19 protein-coding genes are annotated in these 18,792 nt (G+C 62.9%); 15 read left to right on the top strand and 4 right to left on the bottom strand.

The features are described from left to right. Positions 1-81 precede the first annotated feature (81 nt). Positions 82-369: a DUF1330 domain-containing protein gene (locus BMX61_RS06200; protein ID WP_075628508.1), complete on the top strand. Its 288-nt coding sequence runs from the start codon at positions 82-84 to the stop codon at positions 367-369. A gap of 146 nt (positions 370-515) precedes the next feature. Then, positions 516-1,496, top strand: coding sequence for a complex I NDUFA9 subunit family protein (locus BMX61_RS06195; RefSeq protein WP_075628509.1), 981 nt, complete (start codon positions 516-518; stop codon positions 1,494-1,496). 735 nt (positions 1,497-2,231) lie between these two features. Here the strand turns inward: BMX61_RS06195 and BMX61_RS06185 are convergent. Then, on the bottom strand, positions 2,232-3,029 hold the full coding sequence (locus BMX61_RS06185; RefSeq protein ID WP_075628510.1) for an undecaprenyl-diphosphate phosphatase: 798 nt from the start codon (positions 3,027-3,029) through the stop codon (positions 2,232-2,234). Positions 3,030-3,318: 289 nt separating this feature from the next. On the opposite strand from BMX61_RS06185, the gene BMX61_RS06180 reads away from it, so the two are divergent. The 6 genes from BMX61_RS06180 (at position 3,319) to BMX61_RS06155 (ending at position 9,692) form a co-directional block, all read left to right on the top strand. Beyond that, positions 3,319-4,011 carry a glutathione S-transferase family protein gene (locus tag BMX61_RS06180; RefSeq protein ID WP_075628511.1) on the top strand — a complete coding sequence of 231 codons (693 nt, stop codon included), beginning with the start codon at positions 3,319-3,321 and terminating at the stop codon, positions 4,009-4,011. Next, entirely contained in the window at positions 3,992-5,170 is a 1,179-nt protein-coding gene (gene queG / locus BMX61_RS06175; RefSeq protein ID WP_075628512.1) for a tRNA epoxyqueuosine(34) reductase QueG, read from the top strand. The genes BMX61_RS06180 and queG overlap by 20 nt, the downstream gene beginning before the upstream one ends. Then, the gene (locus tag BMX61_RS06170) at positions 5,158-6,030 is read left to right on the top strand and encodes an SDR family NAD(P)-dependent oxidoreductase (RefSeq protein ID WP_075628513.1); all 873 of its coding nucleotides are present in this window, start codon (positions 5,158-5,160) and stop codon (positions 6,028-6,030) included. The genes queG and BMX61_RS06170 overlap by 13 nt, the downstream gene beginning before the upstream one ends. A 466-nt stretch (positions 6,031-6,496) precedes the next feature. Beyond that, complete coding sequence (locus BMX61_RS06165; RefSeq protein ID WP_083639511.1) at positions 6,497-6,868, top strand: septal ring lytic transglycosylase RlpA family protein; 372 nt, start codon at positions 6,497-6,499, stop codon at positions 6,866-6,868. A 133-nt stretch (positions 6,869-7,001) separates the two neighbouring features. Beyond that, complete coding sequence (locus BMX61_RS06160; RefSeq protein ID WP_075628514.1) at positions 7,002-8,288, top strand: RsmB/NOP family class I SAM-dependent RNA methyltransferase; 1,287 nt, start codon at positions 7,002-7,004, stop codon at positions 8,286-8,288. A gap of 132 nt (positions 8,289-8,420) precedes the next feature. Next, a complete protein-coding gene (locus BMX61_RS06155; RefSeq protein WP_075628515.1) occupies positions 8,421-9,692 on the top strand; it encodes an imelysin family protein in 1,272 nt (423 codons plus the stop codon). On the opposite strand, the gene BMX61_RS25305 is transcribed toward BMX61_RS06155, so the two are convergent. Then, positions 9,685-9,816, bottom strand: coding sequence for a hypothetical protein (locus BMX61_RS25305; protein ID WP_267890866.1), 132 nt, complete (start codon positions 9,814-9,816; stop codon positions 9,685-9,687). The two genes, BMX61_RS06155 and BMX61_RS25305, sit on opposite strands and share 8 nt — an antisense overlap. A 155-nt stretch (positions 9,817-9,971) precedes the next feature. On the opposite strand from BMX61_RS25305, the gene BMX61_RS06150 reads away from it, so the two are divergent. The 7 genes from BMX61_RS06150 to guaA all read left to right on the top strand — a co-directional run bounded on the left by BMX61_RS06150 (position 9,972) and on the right by guaA (position 17,559). Further along, on the top strand, positions 9,972-11,501 hold the full coding sequence (locus tag BMX61_RS06150; RefSeq protein WP_139198889.1) for a di-heme oxidoreductase family protein: 1,530 nt from the start codon (positions 9,972-9,974) through the stop codon (positions 11,499-11,501). Then, complete coding sequence (locus BMX61_RS06145; RefSeq protein ID WP_075628659.1) at positions 11,501-12,652, top strand: imelysin family protein; 1,152 nt, start codon at positions 11,501-11,503, stop codon at positions 12,650-12,652. The genes BMX61_RS06150 and BMX61_RS06145 overlap by 1 nt, the downstream gene beginning before the upstream one ends. 21 nt (positions 12,653-12,673) lie before the next feature. Then, the gene (locus BMX61_RS06140; protein ID WP_075628516.1) at positions 12,674-13,798 is read left to right on the top strand and encodes a DUF1513 domain-containing protein; all 1,125 of its coding nucleotides are present in this window, start codon (positions 12,674-12,676) and stop codon (positions 13,796-13,798) included. A gap of 181 nt (positions 13,799-13,979) precedes the next feature. Beyond that, entirely contained in the window at positions 13,980-14,432 is a 453-nt protein-coding gene (locus tag BMX61_RS06135; RefSeq protein WP_075628517.1) for a TspO/MBR family protein, read from the top strand. Positions 14,433-14,704: 272 nt separating this feature from the next. Continuing rightward, positions 14,705-15,157, top strand: a complete 453-nt coding sequence (locus BMX61_RS06130; RefSeq protein WP_075628518.1) for a PaaI family thioesterase — start codon at positions 14,705-14,707, stop codon at positions 15,155-15,157. A 31-nt stretch (positions 15,158-15,188) separates the two neighbouring features. Continuing rightward, positions 15,189-15,860: a 5'-methylthioadenosine/S-adenosylhomocysteine nucleosidase gene (locus BMX61_RS06125; protein ID WP_075628519.1), complete on the top strand. Its 672-nt coding sequence runs from the start codon at positions 15,189-15,191 to the stop codon at positions 15,858-15,860. Positions 15,861-15,981: 121 nt separating this feature from the next. After that, positions 15,982-17,559, top strand: a complete 1,578-nt coding sequence (guaA, locus tag BMX61_RS06120) for a glutamine-hydrolyzing GMP synthase (RefSeq protein ID WP_075628520.1) — start codon at positions 15,982-15,984, stop codon at positions 17,557-17,559. Positions 17,560-17,786: 227 nt separating this feature from the next. Here guaA and BMX61_RS06115 read toward each other — a convergent pair whose 3' ends face one another. Beyond that, positions 17,787-18,212 (bottom strand): type II toxin-antitoxin system VapC family toxin, encoded by a 426-nt coding sequence (locus BMX61_RS06115; protein ID WP_075628521.1) that lies wholly within the window; start codon positions 18,210-18,212, stop codon positions 17,787-17,789. Beyond that, on the bottom strand, positions 18,212-18,454 hold the full coding sequence (locus BMX61_RS06110) for a type II toxin-antitoxin system Phd/YefM family antitoxin (protein ID WP_075628522.1): 243 nt from the start codon (positions 18,452-18,454) through the stop codon (positions 18,212-18,214). The genes BMX61_RS06115 and BMX61_RS06110 overlap by 1 nt, the downstream gene beginning before the upstream one ends. Positions 18,455-18,792 lie beyond the last annotated feature (338 nt).

The raw sequence follows: 18,792 nt of genomic DNA, 5'->3' as shown, positions 1-18,792 counted from the left end.
GATTGCAGGCTTTGTCGCGAACGGGCGCTGGCCTATATCAGCATCGAACAGGCAATGCCTGCATTATATTGGGAGGATCACATGGCCAAGGGATACTGGATCGCGCGCGTGGATGCCCGTGACGCCGAGCGCTACAAGGATTATATCGCGGCAGCCAAGCCGGCCTTCGAGCGCTTCGGGGCGGTCTTTCTCGCCCGGGGCGGGCGGCATGAGGCCATGGAAGGGCCGGGCCGGGCGCGCAACGTCATCATCGAGTTCCCCTCTTTCGAGGCCGCCGTCGATTGCTACAGGTCGCCTGAATATAGCCGCGCCGCCGCGATCCGGCAGGAGGTTGCGGACGGGGAGATCATGGTGGTCGAGGGCGTCTGACGCTGCTGCGGACAGCGTGTTTCAAGGGCGGTGGTTGCGGCATTCGATGAAGAAATGCGGTGCGAGCCGCCGCGCTTCACCTGCCGTCAATCTTGCGTTATGTACCGTGCAACAACCTCTTTTTTTCCAAGGACCGGAGCTCGTCCATGACCATTGGCAATCATCCCCCGCTCGTCACGGTGTTCGGCGGATCCGGCTTCGTCGGCCGGCATGTGGTGCGCGCGCTGGCCAAGCGCGGCTTTCGCGTGCGCGTTGCCGTTCGCCGTCCCGATCTCGCCGGCTTTCTGCAGCCGCTCGGCAATGTCAGCCAGATCGGCTTCGTACAGGCAAACCTGCGCAATCGCGCATCGATCGATGCAGCCGTGCGGGGCGCCGATCATGTCGTCAACTGTGTCGGCATCCTGTTCGAGCGCGGCGCCAACAGCTTTGACGCCATTCAGGAATTCGGTGCCCGTGCCGTGGCCGAGGCCTGCAGGGCCGAAGGTGCGACGCTGACGCATATTTCCGCGATCGGTGCTGATCCGAATGCGCAATCCGCCTATGCCCGCACCAAGGGCCGCGCCGAAAAGGCGATCTTCGATATCCTGCCGCAGGCAATCGTCCTGCGTCCGTCCATCGTCTTCGGGCCGGAGGATGGCTTCTTCAACAAGTTCGCCGACATGACCCGTTTTGCCCCGGCTCTGCCGCTGATCGGCGGTGGCCGCACGCTCTTGCAGCCGGTCTATGTCACAGACGTGGCGGAAGCCGTCGCGACGGCCGTCGAAGGCAAGGTGCCCGCCGGCAAGGTCTATGAACTCGGAGGTCCGGAGGTTCTCACCTTCCGCCAGTGTCTCGAGATCATGCTGAAGGTGATCAACCGGACGAAGTCCTTCGTCTCGATTCCTTTCGGCCTCGCGTCCACGCTCGGCAGCATCGCATCGCTGATGCCCTTCGGCGCGCCGGCCTTGACGCCGGATCAGGTGACGCTCCTGAAGTCGGACAATATCGTTTCGGACGCTGCCAAGGCCGAAGGTCGCACGCTAGGTGCCTTCGGCATCGAGCCGCGCCTGGTCGAGGCTGTCCTGCCGTCCTATCTCGTGCGCTATCGTCCCCAAGGCCAGTTCACCGGCTCCGGCAGGGCGGCCTGACGCTCAATTCCGTGCGGGACCGCTTCGCGGTCCTGCCGTCCCGCTCTTCGCGATCTGAGTAAGGGATTCGGGTCTAATCTGGCTCCCAGGGATCGCATCGCGCACGTTGGCTTCACACCGCGCCTGCATCTATTCGCGACAGCAGCGACGGGCGCTGATCATTGCGTAAGTTATTGTTAACTATGATTGCTTCGGCAGGCGTTGCAGTTCTGCCGCAGCTGCGAAAAGCCGGTGATCTTTACCGCTCTTTCAGGATGCCGCGTTATTGATTGTTGACCATGTCGGGCATAGACCGGTGGCGCAACGCGGAGGACGGCTTCCGCGTGACAATCACGACATCCTCGAAAGGCTTCAGGGAAAATGGGCAAGTCCATCGCGCTCTTCTTTGCGTGTGCGGCACTGGTTGTGGTCGCGGGGTCCTTCGTGGCACCGAAGACAGTCGCGGGCCATCATGACAATTGTGCCCCCGCTTATGGCGTCGATCCCTGCACAACGGCCTCGATCAAGCCCGTTTTGAACTGAGACGATCCGGCATCGGCATGACGGCTGGCTTGCCAGCCTCTGGCTGCCGATCTCCACATTCTGTTTGACGGCCTGTCGTACCCTGGTGCGACAGGCCGTTTGTCGTTGCGCGGTTCAGCATCGCCAAGCCGCGAAAACATCGAGCCAATACGAAAAGAGCGGCGGATGAAGGCCATCCGCCGCTCTTCAATAAGACAGCATTCGAGGCTTGGATCAGGCGATCATGCCTGCATAGGCCATCGACAGCAGGATCGCGCCGAGGATGATGCGGTAGATCGCGAAGACGGTGAAGCGGTTGCTCTGGATATAGGAGAGCAGCCACTTGACTGCGATGAAGGCTACGATCGTCGAGACGACGAAGGCGATGGCGAGCAGCGTCCAGTCTTCGCCGGCCGTGCCCTGATCTTTCAGCGTTTTCATCAGCGAATAGGCGCTGGCGGCATACATGGTGGGAATGCCGACCAGGAAGGTGAATTCGGCGGCGGCCGCGCGGCTGACGGAGCCCGCCAGCATGGCCACGAAGATGGTGGCGCCGGAGCGGGATGTGCCGGGGAAGACGCCGGCCACGACCTGGGCGATGCCCACGAGAATGGCAACGGTCCAGCTGATCTGGGTGGTCGGCGGATTGCGCCCCGCCAGCGCTTCGGCTGCAATCATCCAGAAGCCGCCGATGATCAGTGCCCAGGCGATCGGCGTCGCATTTTCGGGAAGCTGGAAGCCGAGCTTCTTGACGATCAGGCCCAGCACGGCGGTGATGCCGAAGGCGACGATCAGCTTCAGCGCGTAGTCGCGGTTTTCCGGCTTATGAAAATTGAGCGCGAGTTCCATTAGCCGGCGCCAATAGATGATGGTAACGGCGAGAATCGCGCCTGCCTGAATGACGATGTTGAACGTATCCGACCGCTCACCCAGCCATTGCTCGGCGATGATCAGGTGGCCGGTACTGGAGATCGGCAGGAATTCAGTGATCCCTTCGATGATGCCCAGAAGAATGACATTGATATATTCCATATGCGTCTCCGGTTGGAACGGGTCGGATCCCGGATGGGATGCCGCGAATGTCGCGCCGCGTCAATTGCTGCATTGCACATCGTTTGTCGCCGATCCTGCGACGAAACGCTGCCAAAGCGAAAGGGCGGCCATGAAAATTCCATGATTGACGGACGTTTGACAGGGACGTCAGGCCCTTGATTCCAGGTTAACGGCGGGGAAACCCTATATCTTTGTTAAGGTCTGATTGTTAGACGTTTCATTAAATGCCTCATTTCGCCCAGGCGCTCCCGGCGGACGAACAGCAAGAATGCCCACGCTCTATCATCACCCCATGTCGACCGCTTCGCGGTTCATCCGTCTTGTTCTGTCCGAATACGGCTATCAGCCCGATCTCGCGGAGGAGCAGCCCTGGGAAAAGCGCCGGGATTTTCTGGCGCTCAATCCGGCTGCGACGCTGCCGGTCTTCGTCGACGACAATATGCGCGCGCTCTGCGGCCCCATGGTGATCGCCGAATTCGTGGACGAGACCAATGGTGTCCTGAAGCGGGATCGCCGCCTCCTGGCCGAGGATCCGTTTCAGCGCGCCGAAATCCGCCGCCTGACGGAATGGTTTCTGCAGAAGATGGAAGGCGACGTGACGCGGCCGCTGGTGCGCGAGCGGATCTTCAAGCTGCAGATGACGGCGAGCCAGGGCGGCGGCGCGCCTGACAGCAAGATGCTGCGCACCTCGCGCGCCAATATTCGCCAGCATATGAAGTATCTTTCCTGGCTTGCCGGCTCGCGCACCTATCTGGCGGGCGACCGCCTGTCTTATGCCGACCTCGCGGGGGCTGCCGCGATCTCCGTCCTGGACTATATGGGGGAGATCGATTGGAACGAATCGCCCACCGCCAAGGAGTGGTATCAGCGCATCAAGTCGCGCCCCTCCTTCCGTCCGCTGCTTGCCGAGCGGGTGCGGGGGCTGACCCCGGTGTCGCATTATGCGGATCTCGACTTCTGACAATCCTGAAGGCTCGGCCGAAAGGCAAAGAGCAAAGCTGACCGCTTTCCTGAAGGACGAGGCGCGTGACAAGGGCTTCGACCTCTGTCGTATCACCCTGCCAAGCGCGATCCCGCAGGCGCCGGCACGGCTCAAGGACTTTCTCGACAACAATTACCACGGCACGATGGACTGGATGGCGGAAACGGCCGAGCGCCGCGCCGATCCGCGCGCGCTTTGGGACGAGGTGCGCTCCGTCGTCGTGTTCGGCATGAATTATGGGCCGGAACACGATCCACGCGCAGTGCTCGCCATGCCGGATCGCGGCGCCATCTCCGTCTATGCGCAGAACCGCGATTATCACGATGTCATCAAGGGCAAGCTCAAGGAGGTGGCGACGCGTTTTGCCGCGCGCGCCGGTGCCGACGTCAAGGTTTTCGTCGATACGGCGCCGGTGATGGAAAAGCCGCTGGCCGAGCAGGCGGGGCTTGGCTGGCAGGGCAAGCATACCAATCTCGTCAGTCGTGAACTCGGCTCCTGGCTGTTTCTCGGCAGCCTCTTCACCACCGCGGATCTTATGATCGATGCGCCCGAGCAAGACCATTGCGGTTCCTGCCGCGCCTGTCTCGATGCCTGCCCGACCGATGCCTTTCCCGCCCCTTATCGCATCGATGCGCGGCGCTGTATTTCCTATCTGACCATCGAGCATAAAGGCGAGATCGAGCCCGAGATGCGCCCGCTCTTCGGCAACCGCATCTATGGCTGCGACGACTGCCTGGCGGCCTGTCCCTGGAACAAGTTTGCCCGCCAGGCGGCGGAAATGAAGCTGAGAGCACGCGAGGACCTGAAGGCGCCGCCGCTCCGCGACCTTCTGGCGCTGGACGATGCAGCCTTCCGCAGCCTGTTTTCCGGCTCGCCGGTCAAGCGCATCGGCCGCGACCGCTTCCTGCGCAACTGTCTGATCGCCGCCGGCAATTCCGGCGATCCGGCCCTTGCCGAACCGGTCAGGACGTTGCTCGACGATGGCGCGCCGGTCGTGCGGGCTATGGCGGTCTGGGCGCTGGCGCGGCTCCTGGGGATGCCTGCCATGCACGCCCTTGCCCATCGCGCCGCAGCGGAAGAAGATGCGGCCGTGTTGCGCGAGTGGAAACGCCTGGAGGACCCTGCATGCATCTCCTGATCCTTGGCGCCGGCTTTTCCGGCCGTGCGATTGCCGAAGCCTTCAAGGCCGAGGGGTTCAAGGTCACGGGGACCACACGCTCGCCGGAGAAGGCGCGCCAGATGGCGAGCCTTGGGATCGAGGCGCTTGTCTATGATGGCGAGAACATCGACGAGGATCTGCGTGCGGCGATGCGCAGCGCCACCCATCTGGTCCAATCCATTGCGCCAGGGCCGGCGGGCGATCCTTTGATGCGCCCCGGCATGCCCGCCTTGGCCACGATGATGCGGCAGCTTGATTGGGTTGGCTACCTCTCGACAGTTGGCGTCTACGGCGATCATGGCGGAGCCTGGGTGAATGAGGAGACGGCCTGCCGTCCTGTCTCGCAGCGCTCACGCGAGCGCGTGGCGGCCGAAGAGGCCTGGATGGCGACCGGGAACGCCCTCGACCGTCCGGTGGCGATCCTGCGGCTGGCGGGCATCTATGGGCCTGGCCGCAACAGCTTCATGAATTTCCAGGCCGGCACAGCGCGGCGATTGGTGAAGCCAGGGCAGGTGTTCAACCGCATCCGGGTCGAGGACATCGCCGATTCCACGCTGTTCCTAGCGGTGCGTCGGCTCGGCGGAATCTACAATGTCACGGATGACGAGCCGGCACCGCCTCAGGATGTGGTGGAGGAGGCCGCCCGTCTGATGGGGATTGCTCCTCCGCCGGAGATCGCCTTCGAAACGGCAGAGCTCTCCCCCATGGCGCGCTCCTTCTATGGAGAGAACAAACGCGTCTCCAATCAGCGCCTGAAACAAGCCGGCTACAGGTTTCGCTTCCCCACTTATCGCCAGTCGCTGGCTGATCTCTGGGAGAGCGGGCGCTGGCGTGGGTGAGCTGCGGCAGAAGAGAACATGTGTTGGTGATGGCAGCATAGGGTCTTGTGCCGGCGCAAAGCCATTTCAGCATGAAGGTTGCGCGAAAAAACTCATTCCTAAACGGCGCCCAATTGAGGCAAAAACCCGTACAAGGCTTGCAAAATATGCAACCTGAAAACGAATTTAGAAAAAATTAACTCTAAAATCGTGCGTTTTCCACAGCCTCTTAAAAAATCGAACGGAAACCTCCGAGGGCCAGACAAGCCGGCTCACACTCGGATCGAGCGATTTTGATTCGCACCATAAAATCAAGACTCTGTTAGCTTATAAAATTGCTTTTAAAAAACTGTCACATTTTAATTTCTTTGAAGTATTGGCGGCTGTGTAAAGCAACATAGACGGTTGAGGCACCGTTTCGCCACTTTTGAACAAGACAAACCCCTCGCTCGCTAGTCGGGCGCTCAACGACAGAAGGGGTAGCTTGTTGAAGCCAAAGAAAATCTTCGCCGTGCTTGCGGCGGTACTGATCACGTCCGGCGCTCATTTCGGATCTGTAACGTCCAGCTATGCAGCGTCCACCGGATGTGGTGGGGCATCCTGGTATGCATTGGGGTCGCGTACAGCCTCTGGCGAACGAATGAACGCCGCCACACTAACCGCAGCACATCGCAATCTCGCCTTTGGCACCAAGATTCACGTCATCAACAAGCGCAACGGAAAGTCCGTCGTCGTCCGCGTCAATGACCGCGGTCCCTTTATTCGCGGCCGGGTTCTCGATCTCTCGAAGGCCGCAGCCCGGGAAATCGGCATGGTCAGCTCCGGCACGGCCAACGTCTGCTACAACGTCATCGGCTGATCGGCTGCACAATGCGCCGCCGGCCTAGAAGGTTCCGACGGCATTCAGACATTTTTTACCTTTCGGGCCCAAGGCCGCTGCGTCTTGCTCTTCCGGAACTTGGCCGTTACACGGCAGGAAAACGGAGTGGATCATGCGGCTGGGCGGAAGGCTCGCCGGCGCCATCGAGGTGCTGGCCGATATCGAAGCGCGGCGTCGGCCAGTGGCGGACGCGCTGAAGGACTGGGGACTGTCCCATCGCTTCGCGGGATCGGGTGATCGCTCCGCCATCGGCAATGTTGTCTACGATGCCTTGCGCATGAAATTGTCTCATGCCTGGCTGATGGATGATGACCGCCCCGAGGCGCTCGCCTTCGCCGTCCTCCTTCGTCAATGGGGTATGACGCCCGAAGCCCTGGCCACCGAGCTGGAGGGCGATCGTTTTGCTCCCGCTTTGCCTGATGCGGCACTGGCCGCTTTGGCCAGCCGCAGCCTCGACACGGCACCGGCGCATGTCCAGGGCGATATTCCGGCCTGGATCCAACCGGCTTTCGAAGCCGCCTTTGGCGAGGATTGGGTGCGCGAGGCACAGGCTTTGGCCGGCCGGACGGCGCTCGATCTCAGGGCGAACCGGCTGAAGGCACCGCGTGAAAAAGTGATCGCAGCCCTTGAAGAGACAGGCGCCAGGCCGGCGGCCATCGCTCATGACGGCATCCGCATCGCGCCGGGAGAGGGCGCCTCCCGCCTTCCCAACGTCATGGCCGAGCTGACCTTCGCCAAGGGCTGGTTCGAGGTGCAGGACGAAGGGTCACAGATCGTCTCGGAGCTGATCGACCCCCAGGACGGTCATCAAATCCTTGACTATTGCGCCGGTGGCGGTGGCAAGACGCTGGCGTTGTCGGCGATCATGCGAAACAAGGGGCAGATCCACGCCTTCGACGCCGACCGCAAGCGCCTTGCGCCGATCATCGAGCGGCTGAAGCGCGCCGGCACCCGCAATGTCCAGGTCCATGATCGCGCCCAGCAGCTCAAAAGCCTGGAAGGGGCCTGCGACATCGTGCTGGTGGATGCGCCGTGCACCGGCACCGGCACATGGCGCCGCCGGCCTGATACCAAGTGGCGGCTGACCGAGCGCAGCCTGGACGAGCGCCTGGCCCAGCAGCGGGATGCGCTGACGAATGCAGCGCGCCATGTCCGCCCCGGCGGCACCTTAGTCTATATCACCTGTTCCATCCTGCCGGCCGAGAACGCGGACCAGACCCGCGCTTTTGTGGAGGCAAATCCCGATTTTACGCTGCAGCCGGCCCTGCCGGTCTATCAACGCCTCTTTGCCGGTGCACCGGAGCCGTGGTCCGGCGAGAGCGGCGGGCTGACGCTGACCCCGGCGACGACGGGCACCGATGGCTTCTTCTTCAGCCTTATGACCCGCAAACCGGCTTGAGCGCTTGTGGCGTATGTTGGAATGTCTGTGTTAAAACTTTCATCTTTGACACCAGTTTAATTTTGGGCCAAGAGAGCGGAGGAAGCGGGTAGCCGGGGGGCCGGTGCCCGCCCTTCAGGAAAGGGTCAGCCCATGTCGTTCCTCCGCGGTGCCGTTCTGGCGCTCAGCACTGCCACCTCGCTTCTTGCTGCCTTGCCGGCCACGGCCGCCACCAATGCAGCCGCCGTCGTCAAGCATTACGCCGAAATCGGCCATGCTAAATATGCCGATGCGCTGAAGGGCGCCGAAGCGCTGCAGAAGGCCGTCGATGCCTTCATCGCCGCACCCAGCGAAAAGACGCTGGCCGCTGCGCGTCAGGCCTGGCTTGCAGCCCGCAATCCCTATCTGGAAACCGAGGTCTACCGCTTCGGCAACAAGATCGTCGATGATTGGGAAGGCAAAGTGAATTCCTGGCCGCTCGACGAAGGTCTGATCGACTATGTCGATCCGAGCTATGGCACGGAGAGCGACGAGAACCCGCTGTTTACCGCCAATGTCATCGCCAACAAGTCGATCACCATTGCCGGCAAGACGGTCGATACCTCCAAGATCACGCCAGAGCTTCTCTCCGGCTCGCTGCAGGAGGCCGGCGGCATCGAAGCCAATGTGGCGACCGGCTATCACGCCATCGAATTCCTGCTCTGGGGTCAGGACCTGAACGGCACCGGCCCCGGTGCCGGCAACCGCCCTTACACGGATTATGACCTGAATGCCTGCACGCATGACAATTGCGATCGCCGCGCCGCCTATCTCAAGGCCGCGACCGATCTGCTCGTCACCGATCTCAAGGAGATGACGGAGGCCTGGGCGCCGAAGGGCGAGGCGGCCAAGACCGTCAACGCCGACGCCAAGGAAGGGCTCACCGCCATCCTCACCGGCATGGGCTCCCTCTCCTATGGCGAGCTGGCCGGCGAACGCATGAAGCTCGGCCTGCTGCTGCACGATCCGGAAGAAGAGCAGGATTGCTTCTCCGACAACACCCATAATTCGCATCTGCACGACGCGATCGGCATCCGCTCCGCCTATACCGGCGTCTACAAGACGCTGTCCGGCAAGACGCTGAAGGGCCCCTCGCTGCATGAGCTGGTGGCAGCCAAAGACAAGGCGCTGGACAAGGAAATGAGCGAAAAGCTCGACGCCAGCGTCAAGGCCATGGAAGCGATTGCCGAACGGGCAAAGACCGAGCACTACGACCAGATGATCGCCGAGGGCAACAAGGAAGGCAATGCGCTGGTCCAGGCCGGCGTCGATGCGCTGGTGTCCCAGGCCAAGACGGTCGAGCGCGTCATCGCTGCCCTGGATCTCGGCACGGTCAAGCTTGAGGGCTCTAAGAGCCTCGACGATCCGAACGCGGTCTTCAAATAAGGCCAAACCCTTCGGCCGATTTCATCTCAACCGGTGAGAGCGGCCGTTCCTTCTTGCCAAGGGCGGAATGGCGGAACCCATCAGCGTTCGCGCCATTCCCTTGTGGCGGTTGGATGTCGGTCATGCGCCTGACATCATCATGATCGAGGGCAGGTGGTCCGTCGTCTTCTTATCGGGTGGTAGATGATCGGCGCCCGCCTCTCCTTCAAACATCTTTCCATCAAGCGGCTGTTTTCGGCGCGCCTGCCGAGGCAGGCTGCGTTGGCGGGGCTCGGCGCGATGCTGCCGGTGCTGCTGGCGGGGGCAATCCTGCCTGCGGCCTCCGGCCCGCAGGCGCTGGCGCACGAGCCTGCGATATCCTTTGCCTTGCCGCGCTCAGGCCGGCCGGATCTGAGCGCCGACGATCGCGCCAGGATCAAGGCCGTTTTGGAGATCTCAAGCGCCGATCGAGGTGCTGGAGCGCAGGCTTTCGAGGCGATGCCGGGTGGTGCGGCGACTGTGCCACGTCCTGCCGGCCTCAAGCATGGGATGGCGGCCAATCTCGGCGTCGAGGATGGTCAGCGCTTTCACCTCGGGGAGGCTTTGTTTGCCAAGCTCTGGGTGTCCGCCCCGTCTTCCACTCAAGCTTCAGATGGTCTGGGGCCATTCTACAATGCCCGCTCCTGCGCCACCTGTCATGTCGGTGGGGGCGGGGGTGTCGCGGTGGAGGCTGGCGAAGCGCCGCCGTCGCTGATCCTGCGTCTTGGCCGCGCGGCGCAAACGCCTGACGAAACTGCAGCGCTCGCCAGCGGCAAGGCGCTGACCTTTGACGATCCGACCTATGGCCATCAGCTGCAGACCGCTGCCGTGCCGGGCTTGAAGCGGGAGGGCGGGCTCCAGCTGCGGTTCGAGACACGAAGCGTCACCCTTTCGGGAGGCCGGGAGGTGGTCTTGCGCAAGCCGAAGGCCGAGATCGTGGATCTTGGCTATGGTCCCCTCGATCCACGTACGCAGCTGTCCCTGCGCATTGCGCAGCCACTCACGGGCCTCTCGCTGATCGAGGCGATTCACCCCGACGATATTCTGGCCCTGGCGGAAGCCGAGCCCCGGCAAGGCGTTTCCGGCCGGCCGGCTCTGTTGCGCGATCCGGCAAACGGAGCCGCCGTACTGGGGCGTTTCGGCTGGAAGGCGCAGGCTCCCAGCCTGAAGGCGCAGGCCGCCGACGCCTTCTCCAACGATATCGGCATTTCCACGCCGCTTCAGCCCGACAGCCATGGCGACTGCACCGAGGCGGAGCAAGCCTGCCGGAAGGCTCCCGATGGCGTTCAGGCGCGGTTCGGCCGTTTCGAGGCGCAAGAGGACGTGCTCGATCTCGTCGCCTTTTATGCGGGGCATCTCGCACCATCGTCCCGGCCCTTGGCGCAAAAGCCGCAGGTGCTGGCCGGCAAGGCCCTGTTTGCGACCATGGGCTGCGCCGCATGCCACCATCCGAATTTCGTCACCCGGCGCGACGCTGCCGATCCGGCCGATGCGTTCCAGCTGATCTGGCCCTATTCCGACTTTCTCCTTCACGACATGGGGGAAGATCTGTTCGGTGGCCATCCGGTCGGTCTGGCCGGGCCGCAGGACTGGCGCACGCCGCCGCTTTGGGGTATCGGCAGACGCATGGCGTACAAGTCCGTCGGCGCCTTCCTGCATGACGGCCGGGCTCGCACGCCTGAAGACGCCGTGCTCTGGCATGGCGGCGAAGGCGAAGGCGCCCGCAAGGCCTATATCGCGGCGACGGACAAGGACCGCGCCGATCTTCTCGCATTTCTGGAGTCGTTGTGATGCGCGCCTTTGCTTTCCTGAAACGCCCGGTCCTGGCCGGTCTCCTCTGCGCTGCGACCTTGGCGAGTGGTCCGGCGCTTGCCACGCAGGACAATCAGGAGCCGGATCCGAATTTCGTGCCCCATCTTCTGCAGGCCGACCATCTTCCTTCGGTGATGGAACGCGCGGTGGATCAGGTGATCCGCCCCGGCTATCGCGAGGTGGCCGCGCGCGGCGGACAGTTGTCCCAGTCGCTGCGGGCCTTGTGCGCGGCGCCATCGCCGGAAGAACTCGAAAAGGCGCGTGCGGCTTTTGCCGATACGGTGAAGGCCTGGGCCGCTATCGAATTCGTTCAGGTCGGGCCCGTGCTGGAGGATGCGCGCATGGAGCGCATCCTGTTCTTCCCCGATCGCAAGGGGCTGGGCCTGAAGCAGGTTCAGCGCATCCTCGCGCAGAAAGACGAAACCGCCTTGAAGCCGGAAACGCTGCGGGTCAAAAGCGTGGCCGTGCAAGGGCTGACGGCGCTCGAATTCGTGCTGTATGGCACGGGAGCCGAGACGGTCGCGACCGGTGAGGGCGCCTTCCGCTGCGGCTATGGGGCGGCCATTGCCACCAATATCGAGCGCACCGCTGCCGAACTGACGGCAGCCTGGGAGGCGCCCGATGGTGTTGCCCATGCCTGGAAGGTGCCGGGCGAGGACAATCCGGTCTATCGCGATGCCAGCGAGGCTGCCACGGGCCTGCTCGGCGTGCTTGTTCACGGCGTTGAAAATGTGCGCGATCAGCGCATTCGCCCGTTTCTCGCCGATGGGCTTCAGGATGGTGCCGGTCGCCCCAAACAGGCGATCTACTGGCGCTCAGGTCTGACCATGGCTGCGGTCTCGGGCAATCTGGCAGGTTTGAAGCGGCTCTTCGATGTATCCGACGCAGGTGCGCTTTTGCCTGAGGACAAACGCGCGGTGGAAACCGACATCGACGCGCTGTTCGTCAAGGTAACCGGGGCTGCCGAAGCGCTGAACCGTCCTGTCGCCGAAGTGCTGTCCGACCGCAATGCCCGCTCCCAGCTCGACGTGCTCTCGGTCAATGTCGAAAGCCTGCTCGACAAGCTGAACAAGGACTTCGGCGGCGCCATCGGTCTGACGGCCGGCTTTTCCTTTGCCGATGGCGATTGAAGGACGGAAGGGGATCGCGCCATGATCCAGCCGCAGGCGTGTCTTGCCCGCACCAGGCTTATCGACCGGCGCGCCTTTCTGCGCATGGCCGGCAGTGCCTGGGCGGCGTCCCTGGCACCGGCACAGGCTTTTGCCCTGCAGCGCGCGGATGCGGTCTATGCTTCCGCCTTCATGGGGCCGGATGGCCGCTTCGGCCTGGCGACGATGACGGAGGATGGCATCATCCTCGACCGGGTGCTTCTGCCGGCGCGGGCCCACGGCCTGGCAGTCAGTCCCACCAGAGGCACGGTGGTGGCCTTTGCCCGCCGGCCGGGCATTTTCGCGTTGGCGGCCGATCCCGACTTTGCGCGCCCTCCGGTTACCATCGCCGCGGTCGAAGGACGGCACTTCTTTGGCCATGGGGCGTTCTCGCGCGACGGACGCCGGCTTTTCGCCACGGAAAACGACTTCGAGGCCAACAGGGGCATGATCGGCGTCTATGATGCGAGCGATGGATTTCGCCGCCTCGGCGAATTTCCCTCCTACGGCATCGGCCCGCACGATATGGCGGCCAGCGAGGACGGCCGTTTCCTGGCAGTCGCCAATGGCGGCATCGAGACCCATCCGGATCACGGCCGCGCCAAGCTCAATCTGGAGCGCATGGCGCCGTCGCTGGCCTTGATCGATACGGAGAGCGGTGCTCTGGTGCAGCGGCACGCGCTGCCTGCCGCGCTCAACCGCCTGTCCACGCGCCATCTCGATCTCGGCGAAAAGGGGCGCATCTGGTTCGCCTGCCAGTATGAAGGCGCGCGCGGCGACCGCCCGCCTCTGGCCGGCTCCTTCGCGCCGGGCGAGCCAATAGCCTTTCTCGATCTGCCGGAGGACACGACGGCCGCGCTCGCCAATTATGTCGGAGCCATCGCGGTCAATCGCGCAGAAGGTCTCATCGGGCTCGCCTCGCCCAAAGGAGGCGTCGAAGTGGTGGTGGAGGCCGCAAGCGGCCGTGTGCTTGAGACCCGCACGCGCGCTGACGCCGCCGGCATCGCTCCCGCCATGCATGGCTTTGCCGTGACCTCCTATGACGGACGATTCACCGAGACCGGCGGCCAGGAGGGCGCGCGCAGCCAGGTGGCCTGGGACCAACATGTGGTCAGGCTCGCCTCGTGACGACCTCTCTCCGCGCTTCCAAGGGGGCGAAGGATGCTTTCAACCATCGCCATGACCCCGGAAGGCCAGCTCAGATCGTCCCGCTTTGTTGACAGCAGATCGCGCTTGAACATCGTCTTGCGCGCTCGACCCGAACAAGGGCGTCTGGACAGGCGACCAGCCCGCGCTAATTGAGGCAAGCATGAACCGCGCTCTCGTCACACTTCTCTTCATTGCCATCATTCTCGGCATCGGCTTCCTGATCGGTATCAGCAACCCGCCGGGCGAATGGTATCAATCCCTGGTCAAGCCGCCCTTCAACCCGCCGAACTGGATCTTCGCGCCCGTATGGTCGGCGCTTTACGTGATGATCGGCTTTGTTGGGGCGCGGCTCTTCTTGGATCATTCGAAATCCTCTGCCATGCGACTGTGGATCGCACAGCTGCTGCTCAATTTTGCCTGGTCGCCGCTGTTTTTCGGCCTGCAGCAGGTGGAACTGGCGCTGGTCGTCATCCTCAGCCTTGGCGTTTGCATCCTGCTGTTCATCGCCATGGCGATGAAGCGAGATCGGCTTTCCGCCATGCTGTTCATTCCCTATGGTCTCTGGGTCGCCTTTGCCACGCTCCTCAACGCCTCGATCATGGTGTTGAACTGACGCGACGATGCAAACGGAGGGTGAGGTCATGCCCCGCTCTCTCGTGCCGCGCGGCATCGGGGCAAGTCTGGCGTCCCATCGTCGCGCACGGCCATGTCAAAACGCTTTGAAGGGCTCTGTGAGCCTCTTGCCGCCTTGCGTGTGCCATGCAACTCTCTTGTCAACGGCACTGCAGCAAAACGAGCACAAGTGCCCACCGGACAGGATGGCCGGGCGGAACGGGTTCGCTCAGGGTGCGAGGCCGGTGCCACTCCCAAGGCAATGAAGCGATCATGACGGACGAGACAGACACGGACTTCCGCACCCGCATCCGCCGGAGCTTTGCCCGGCAAGGCGCCATGCGCACCATCGGCGCCGAACTGATGCGCATCGAGCAGGGCATGGTGGAAATCGAGATGCCCTTTGACGAGACGCTGACGCAGCAGCATGGCCTGCTGCATGCCGGCATCATCTCCACCGCGCTCGATGCCGCCGGTACCTATGCCGCCTATACGCTGATCGACGCCGATGCTTCACTGCTGACGATCGAATTCAAGGTCAATCTGCTCTCGCCCGGACGCGGCGAGCGCTTCCTGTTTCGCGGCGAGGTGACCAAGCCCGGCTCGACCATCATCGTCTTCGACGGGCGGGGCTATGCGATCTCGCAGGAGGCGCCAGCCAAGCTGATCGCCTCGATCACCGGCTCGATGATGGTGGTGCGTGGCCGGCAGGGCATTCAGGACTGATTTTCATTGTCTGGCAAAGGTCGGGCACGTCATGAACAAACGCAAGGAGCATGTCTTGGAGCTGAAACAAGCCGGCCCGGTCTCGATCCTATATGTCATGGCGGCCAAGGCCGAATATGGCGCCGAACTGCAAAGCCGCTTCCGCCCGCTAATGACGGGGGTCGGCCCTGTGGAGGCCACGCTGGTGCTCACACGTGCACTCTGCCGGCTGGAGGCGGAGGGCCGGCTGCCAGATCTGGTAGTGTCGCTTGGCTCGGCGGGCTCCGCCAGCCTCAGCCAGGCCGAGGTCTACCAGGCCTCCTCGGTCGCTTATCGCGACATGGACGCCTCGCCCTTCGGCTTCGAAAAGGGCAGAACGCCGTTTCTCGACCTGCCGGCTAAAGTGCCGCTCGATCTGGTCCTGCCAGGCGTGCCCTCAGCATCGCTTTCCACCGGCGGCAATGTCATCTCAGGCAAGGCCTATGAGACGATCGAGGCCGATATGGTGGAGATGGAAACCTATGCGGTCTATCGCGTCTGCCAGAGCTTCGGCATCCCGCTCTTAGGCCTGCGCGGCATTTCCGATGGTGTCAACGACGTGACGCATATCGACGACTGGACGCAATATCTCGATGTAATCGACGCCAAGCTCGCAGCCATCATCGACCGGATGGAAGCGCTTCTGGCCGAAGGCGGACTTGCAGCCTTGCGCCGCCAAGGTTGAGGCGAGGCCTGCTTGCCTGCAAAGCAGCCGGTTTGGCACAGCGGCGGCGGCGAAACTTGCATCGGCGGTCAAGTGCCTTTAAAGGCTCGCCATGATCCCTCCGAGCCCCGAAAGATCCGGCATGACGACGATCGCCCATCCCGACAGCATTCTGATCATCGACTTCGGCAGCCAGGTGACGCAGCTGATCGCCCGGCGCGTGCGCGAAGCCGGGGTCTATTGCGAGATCCATCCGTTCAACAGCGCGGACGCCGCCTTTGCGGCGATGAAGCCGAAGGGCGTGATCTTCTCGGGTGGCCCGGCCTCAGTGATGGCGGAGGGCAGCCCGCGCGCGCCGCAGGCCGTCTTCGACGCCGGCGTGCCGGTTCTTGGCATCTGCTATGGCCAGCAGACGCTCTGCACCCAGCTGGGCGGCACGGTGGAAGGCGGACATGCCGCCGAATTCGGCCGCGCCGATCTGGAAATCCGCAAGGCCAGCCCGCTCTTCGACGGCTTCTGGGAGGTCGGCGGCCGCTACCCGGTCTGGATGAGCCATGGCGACCGCGTGACCCAGCTGCCGCACGGCTTCGAGGTGGTCGCGATCTCCGAAAACGCGCCCTTCGCCATCGCCGTGGACGAGGCCAGGCGCTATTACACGACCATGTTCCACCCTGAGGTGGTGCACACGCCCGATGGCGCCAAGCTGCTTTCCAATTTCGTCCATAAGATCGTCGGTCTGAAGTCCGACTGGACCATGGCCGCTTATCGCGCCGAGATGATCCGCAAGATCCGCGAGCAGGTGGGAACCGAGCGCGTGATCTGTGGCCTGTCGGGTGGTGTCGATTCCTCCGTGGCTGCCGTGCTGATCCATGAGGCAGTCGGCGATCAGCTGACCTGCATCTATGTTGATCACGGCCTGATGCGGCTTGGCGAGAGCGAGCAGGTGGTCGGCATGTTCCGCGACCATTATAATATCCCGCTCGTCCATGTGGATGCCTCCGACCTGTTCCTGACCGAGCTTGCCGGCGTGAGCGATCCCGAGGTCAAGCGCAAGACCATCGGCCGCCTGTTCATCGAGGTGTTCGAAAGCGAGGCGAAGAAGATCGCCGAGGACGGCAAGGGCGCGCCGAGCTTCCTGGCCCAAGGCACGCTCTATCCCGACGTCATCGAAAGCGTGTCCTTCTCCGGCGGCCCCTCGGTCACCATCAAGAGCCACCACAATGTCGGCGGCCTGCCCGACCGTATGAACATGAAGCTGGTGGAGCCCCTGCGCGAGCTGTTCAAGGACGAGGTGCGCGCGCTGGGTCGCGAACTCGGCCTGCCGGAAAGCTTCATCGGCCGCCATCCCTTCCCAGGCCCCGGTCTGGCCATCCGCTGCCCGGGCGTCGTGACCCGCGAAAAGCTCGACATTCTGCGCAAGGCGGATGCGATCTATCTGGAAGAAATCCGCAAGGCCGGCCTCTACGACACGATCTGGCAGGCCTTCGCCGTGCTCCTGCCGGTGCAGACGGTCGGCGTCATGGGCGATTACCGCACCTATGACTTCGTCTGCGCGCTCCGCGCCGTCACCTCCGTCGACGGCATGACCGCCGACTTCTACCCCTACGACATGAACTTCCTCGGCCGCACCGCGACCCGGATCATCAACGAGGTGCGCGGCATCAACCGTGTGGTCTATGACGTGACGAGCAAGCCGCCGGGGACGATCGAGTGGGAATGATGGATACAATGGCGGCAAGAACGTAGTTTCGGCACTGGTTTTCGCTGCCGTTTGATTGCCGTTCTCGTCTGCCTTTCACTTCTATTGCGCTTAAATCCATCTGTGCCGCAGGACTGATCTGTACAAAATCGCTGGATGATGCAAAGCCGCTTCAGCGGGTGGGGGTGCTTTGACGTAGAATAGCGTGCACAAAGGAGGGCTGCCTTGCGCGCTATTCGGGGCCTCGATCATGCCAGCAACTGCGCCGGCACACCGAGCACCGGTCCGGCCTCGGCGAGCCGCTGGTCAAGTGTGTGCACTGTGGCGCCGTGTTCCAATGCGACAGCAAGATGCAGCGCGTCACCGGCGCGAAGCCCTAAAGTGTGTTGATCGGCAAATCTCGCCGCCGCCCGAAACTGTCCGTTCGTGACAGGCAGCACAGTAAAGCTCTCGGCAACGAGTTTGTTGAACATGGCAAGCGCTGCCGCGCGCTGCTCGAGGGTGATCTGCTTGGTCCGCAGCCTGATCGCCATGGCCGACGATACTTCGGTGACGGTCCAGTCGCTGATCAGGAGCTGCGCCGGATCCTGCTCGGCCAGCCAGGTCTGAACGCGCGACGTCATTGCTTCGTTTGAGAGCGCCGCGACGATCAGCGACGTGTCGAGATACAGCATCAGTAGCGATCGCCATCCCGCATCGACCGCACGAGATCAGCTGCGCTCTGGGTCTGCGGCGTCATCGCTGTCGTCAGCGCTTGGAGCAGCGCGGCATTGATCGCCTTACGTGGTCTTGCCACGGCGCTGAGCCGCGCGACCGGCTTGCCACGGCGGGTAATGTCGATCGAATCGCCAGCCTCAACCCGGTCGACCAGCTCACTCAGATGGGCTTTGGCATCTGCCAGATTAATCGCATTCATGTCACCCTCCTGACTATCTAGATAGTCATATAGCGTGTTTGACTTAAAGATTCCATCAGGAGGTTGGCCAATGTGGCCTGGTCTCACCCGGCAGTAGCTTTGCGACAGGATCTGCGAACGCGCCGTATCCAAGGTGGCGCCCAAACTCGGCATCTCCGACATGGCACTGTGCAAGCAGTGCATAAGACACGTGATCCCGTTGCCGGATGCTACCTATTGGGGACGACGGCATGCCGGGCGCCCGATCAAGCGCGCTGAGGTCGCCGGCGTGGACGCCTTTGCAATGGACGAAGTGAAGTAGCGTGGAAAATGATCTGACCGGTGCGTAGTGTCGGAAA

Source organism: Xaviernesmea oryzae (genome assembly GCF_900109605.1).
GTDB classification, from domain to species: Bacteria; Pseudomonadota; Alphaproteobacteria; order Rhizobiales; family Rhizobiaceae; genus Xaviernesmea; species Xaviernesmea oryzae.
Note: the sequence above shows the minus strand (reverse complement) of the source record. Positions and strands in the feature narration are given on the sequence as shown.

Bases quoted from the DNA above. Each gene is read 5' to 3' on its own strand.
- BMX61_RS06200 (WP_075628508.1), top strand. From the start codon at position 82: ATGGCCAAGGGATACTGGATCGCGCGCGTGGATGCCCGTGACGCCGAG.
- BMX61_RS06195 (WP_075628509.1), top strand. From the start codon at position 516: ATGACCATTGGCAATCATCCCCCGCTCGTCACGGTGTTCGGCGGATCC.
- BMX61_RS06185 (WP_075628510.1), bottom strand. From the start codon at position 3,029: ATGGAATATATCAATGTCATTCTTCTGGGCATCATCGAAGGGATCACT.
- BMX61_RS06180 (WP_075628511.1), top strand. From the start codon at position 3,319: ATGCCCACGCTCTATCATCACCCCATGTCGACCGCTTCGCGGTTCATC.
- queG (WP_075628512.1), top strand. From the start codon at position 3,992: ATGCGGATCTCGACTTCTGACAATCCTGAAGGCTCGGCCGAAAGGCAA.
- BMX61_RS06170 (WP_075628513.1), top strand. From the start codon at position 5,158: ATGCATCTCCTGATCCTTGGCGCCGGCTTTTCCGGCCGTGCGATTGCC.
- BMX61_RS06160 (WP_075628514.1), top strand. From the start codon at position 7,002: ATGCGGCTGGGCGGAAGGCTCGCCGGCGCCATCGAGGTGCTGGCCGAT.
- BMX61_RS06155 (WP_075628515.1), top strand. From the start codon at position 8,421: ATGTCGTTCCTCCGCGGTGCCGTTCTGGCGCTCAGCACTGCCACCTCG.
- BMX61_RS25305 (WP_267890866.1), bottom strand. From the start codon at position 9,816: ATGACCGACATCCAACCGCCACAAGGGAATGGCGCGAACGCTGATGGG.
- BMX61_RS06150 (WP_139198889.1), top strand. From the start codon at position 9,972: ATGCTGCCGGTGCTGCTGGCGGGGGCAATCCTGCCTGCGGCCTCCGGC.
- BMX61_RS06145 (WP_075628659.1), top strand. From the start codon at position 11,501: ATGCGCGCCTTTGCTTTCCTGAAACGCCCGGTCCTGGCCGGTCTCCTC.
- BMX61_RS06140 (WP_075628516.1), top strand. From the start codon at position 12,674: ATGATCCAGCCGCAGGCGTGTCTTGCCCGCACCAGGCTTATCGACCGG.
- BMX61_RS06135 (WP_075628517.1), top strand. From the start codon at position 13,980: ATGAACCGCGCTCTCGTCACACTTCTCTTCATTGCCATCATTCTCGGC.
- BMX61_RS06130 (WP_075628518.1), top strand. From the start codon at position 14,705: ATGACGGACGAGACAGACACGGACTTCCGCACCCGCATCCGCCGGAGC.
- BMX61_RS06125 (WP_075628519.1), top strand. From the start codon at position 15,189: ATGAACAAACGCAAGGAGCATGTCTTGGAGCTGAAACAAGCCGGCCCG.
- guaA (WP_075628520.1), top strand. From the start codon at position 15,982: ATGACGACGATCGCCCATCCCGACAGCATTCTGATCATCGACTTCGGC.
- BMX61_RS06115 (WP_075628521.1), bottom strand. From the start codon at position 18,212: ATGCTGTATCTCGACACGTCGCTGATCGTCGCGGCGCTCTCAAACGAA.
- BMX61_RS06110 (WP_075628522.1), bottom strand. From the start codon at position 18,454: ATGAATGCGATTAATCTGGCAGATGCCAAAGCCCATCTGAGTGAGCTG.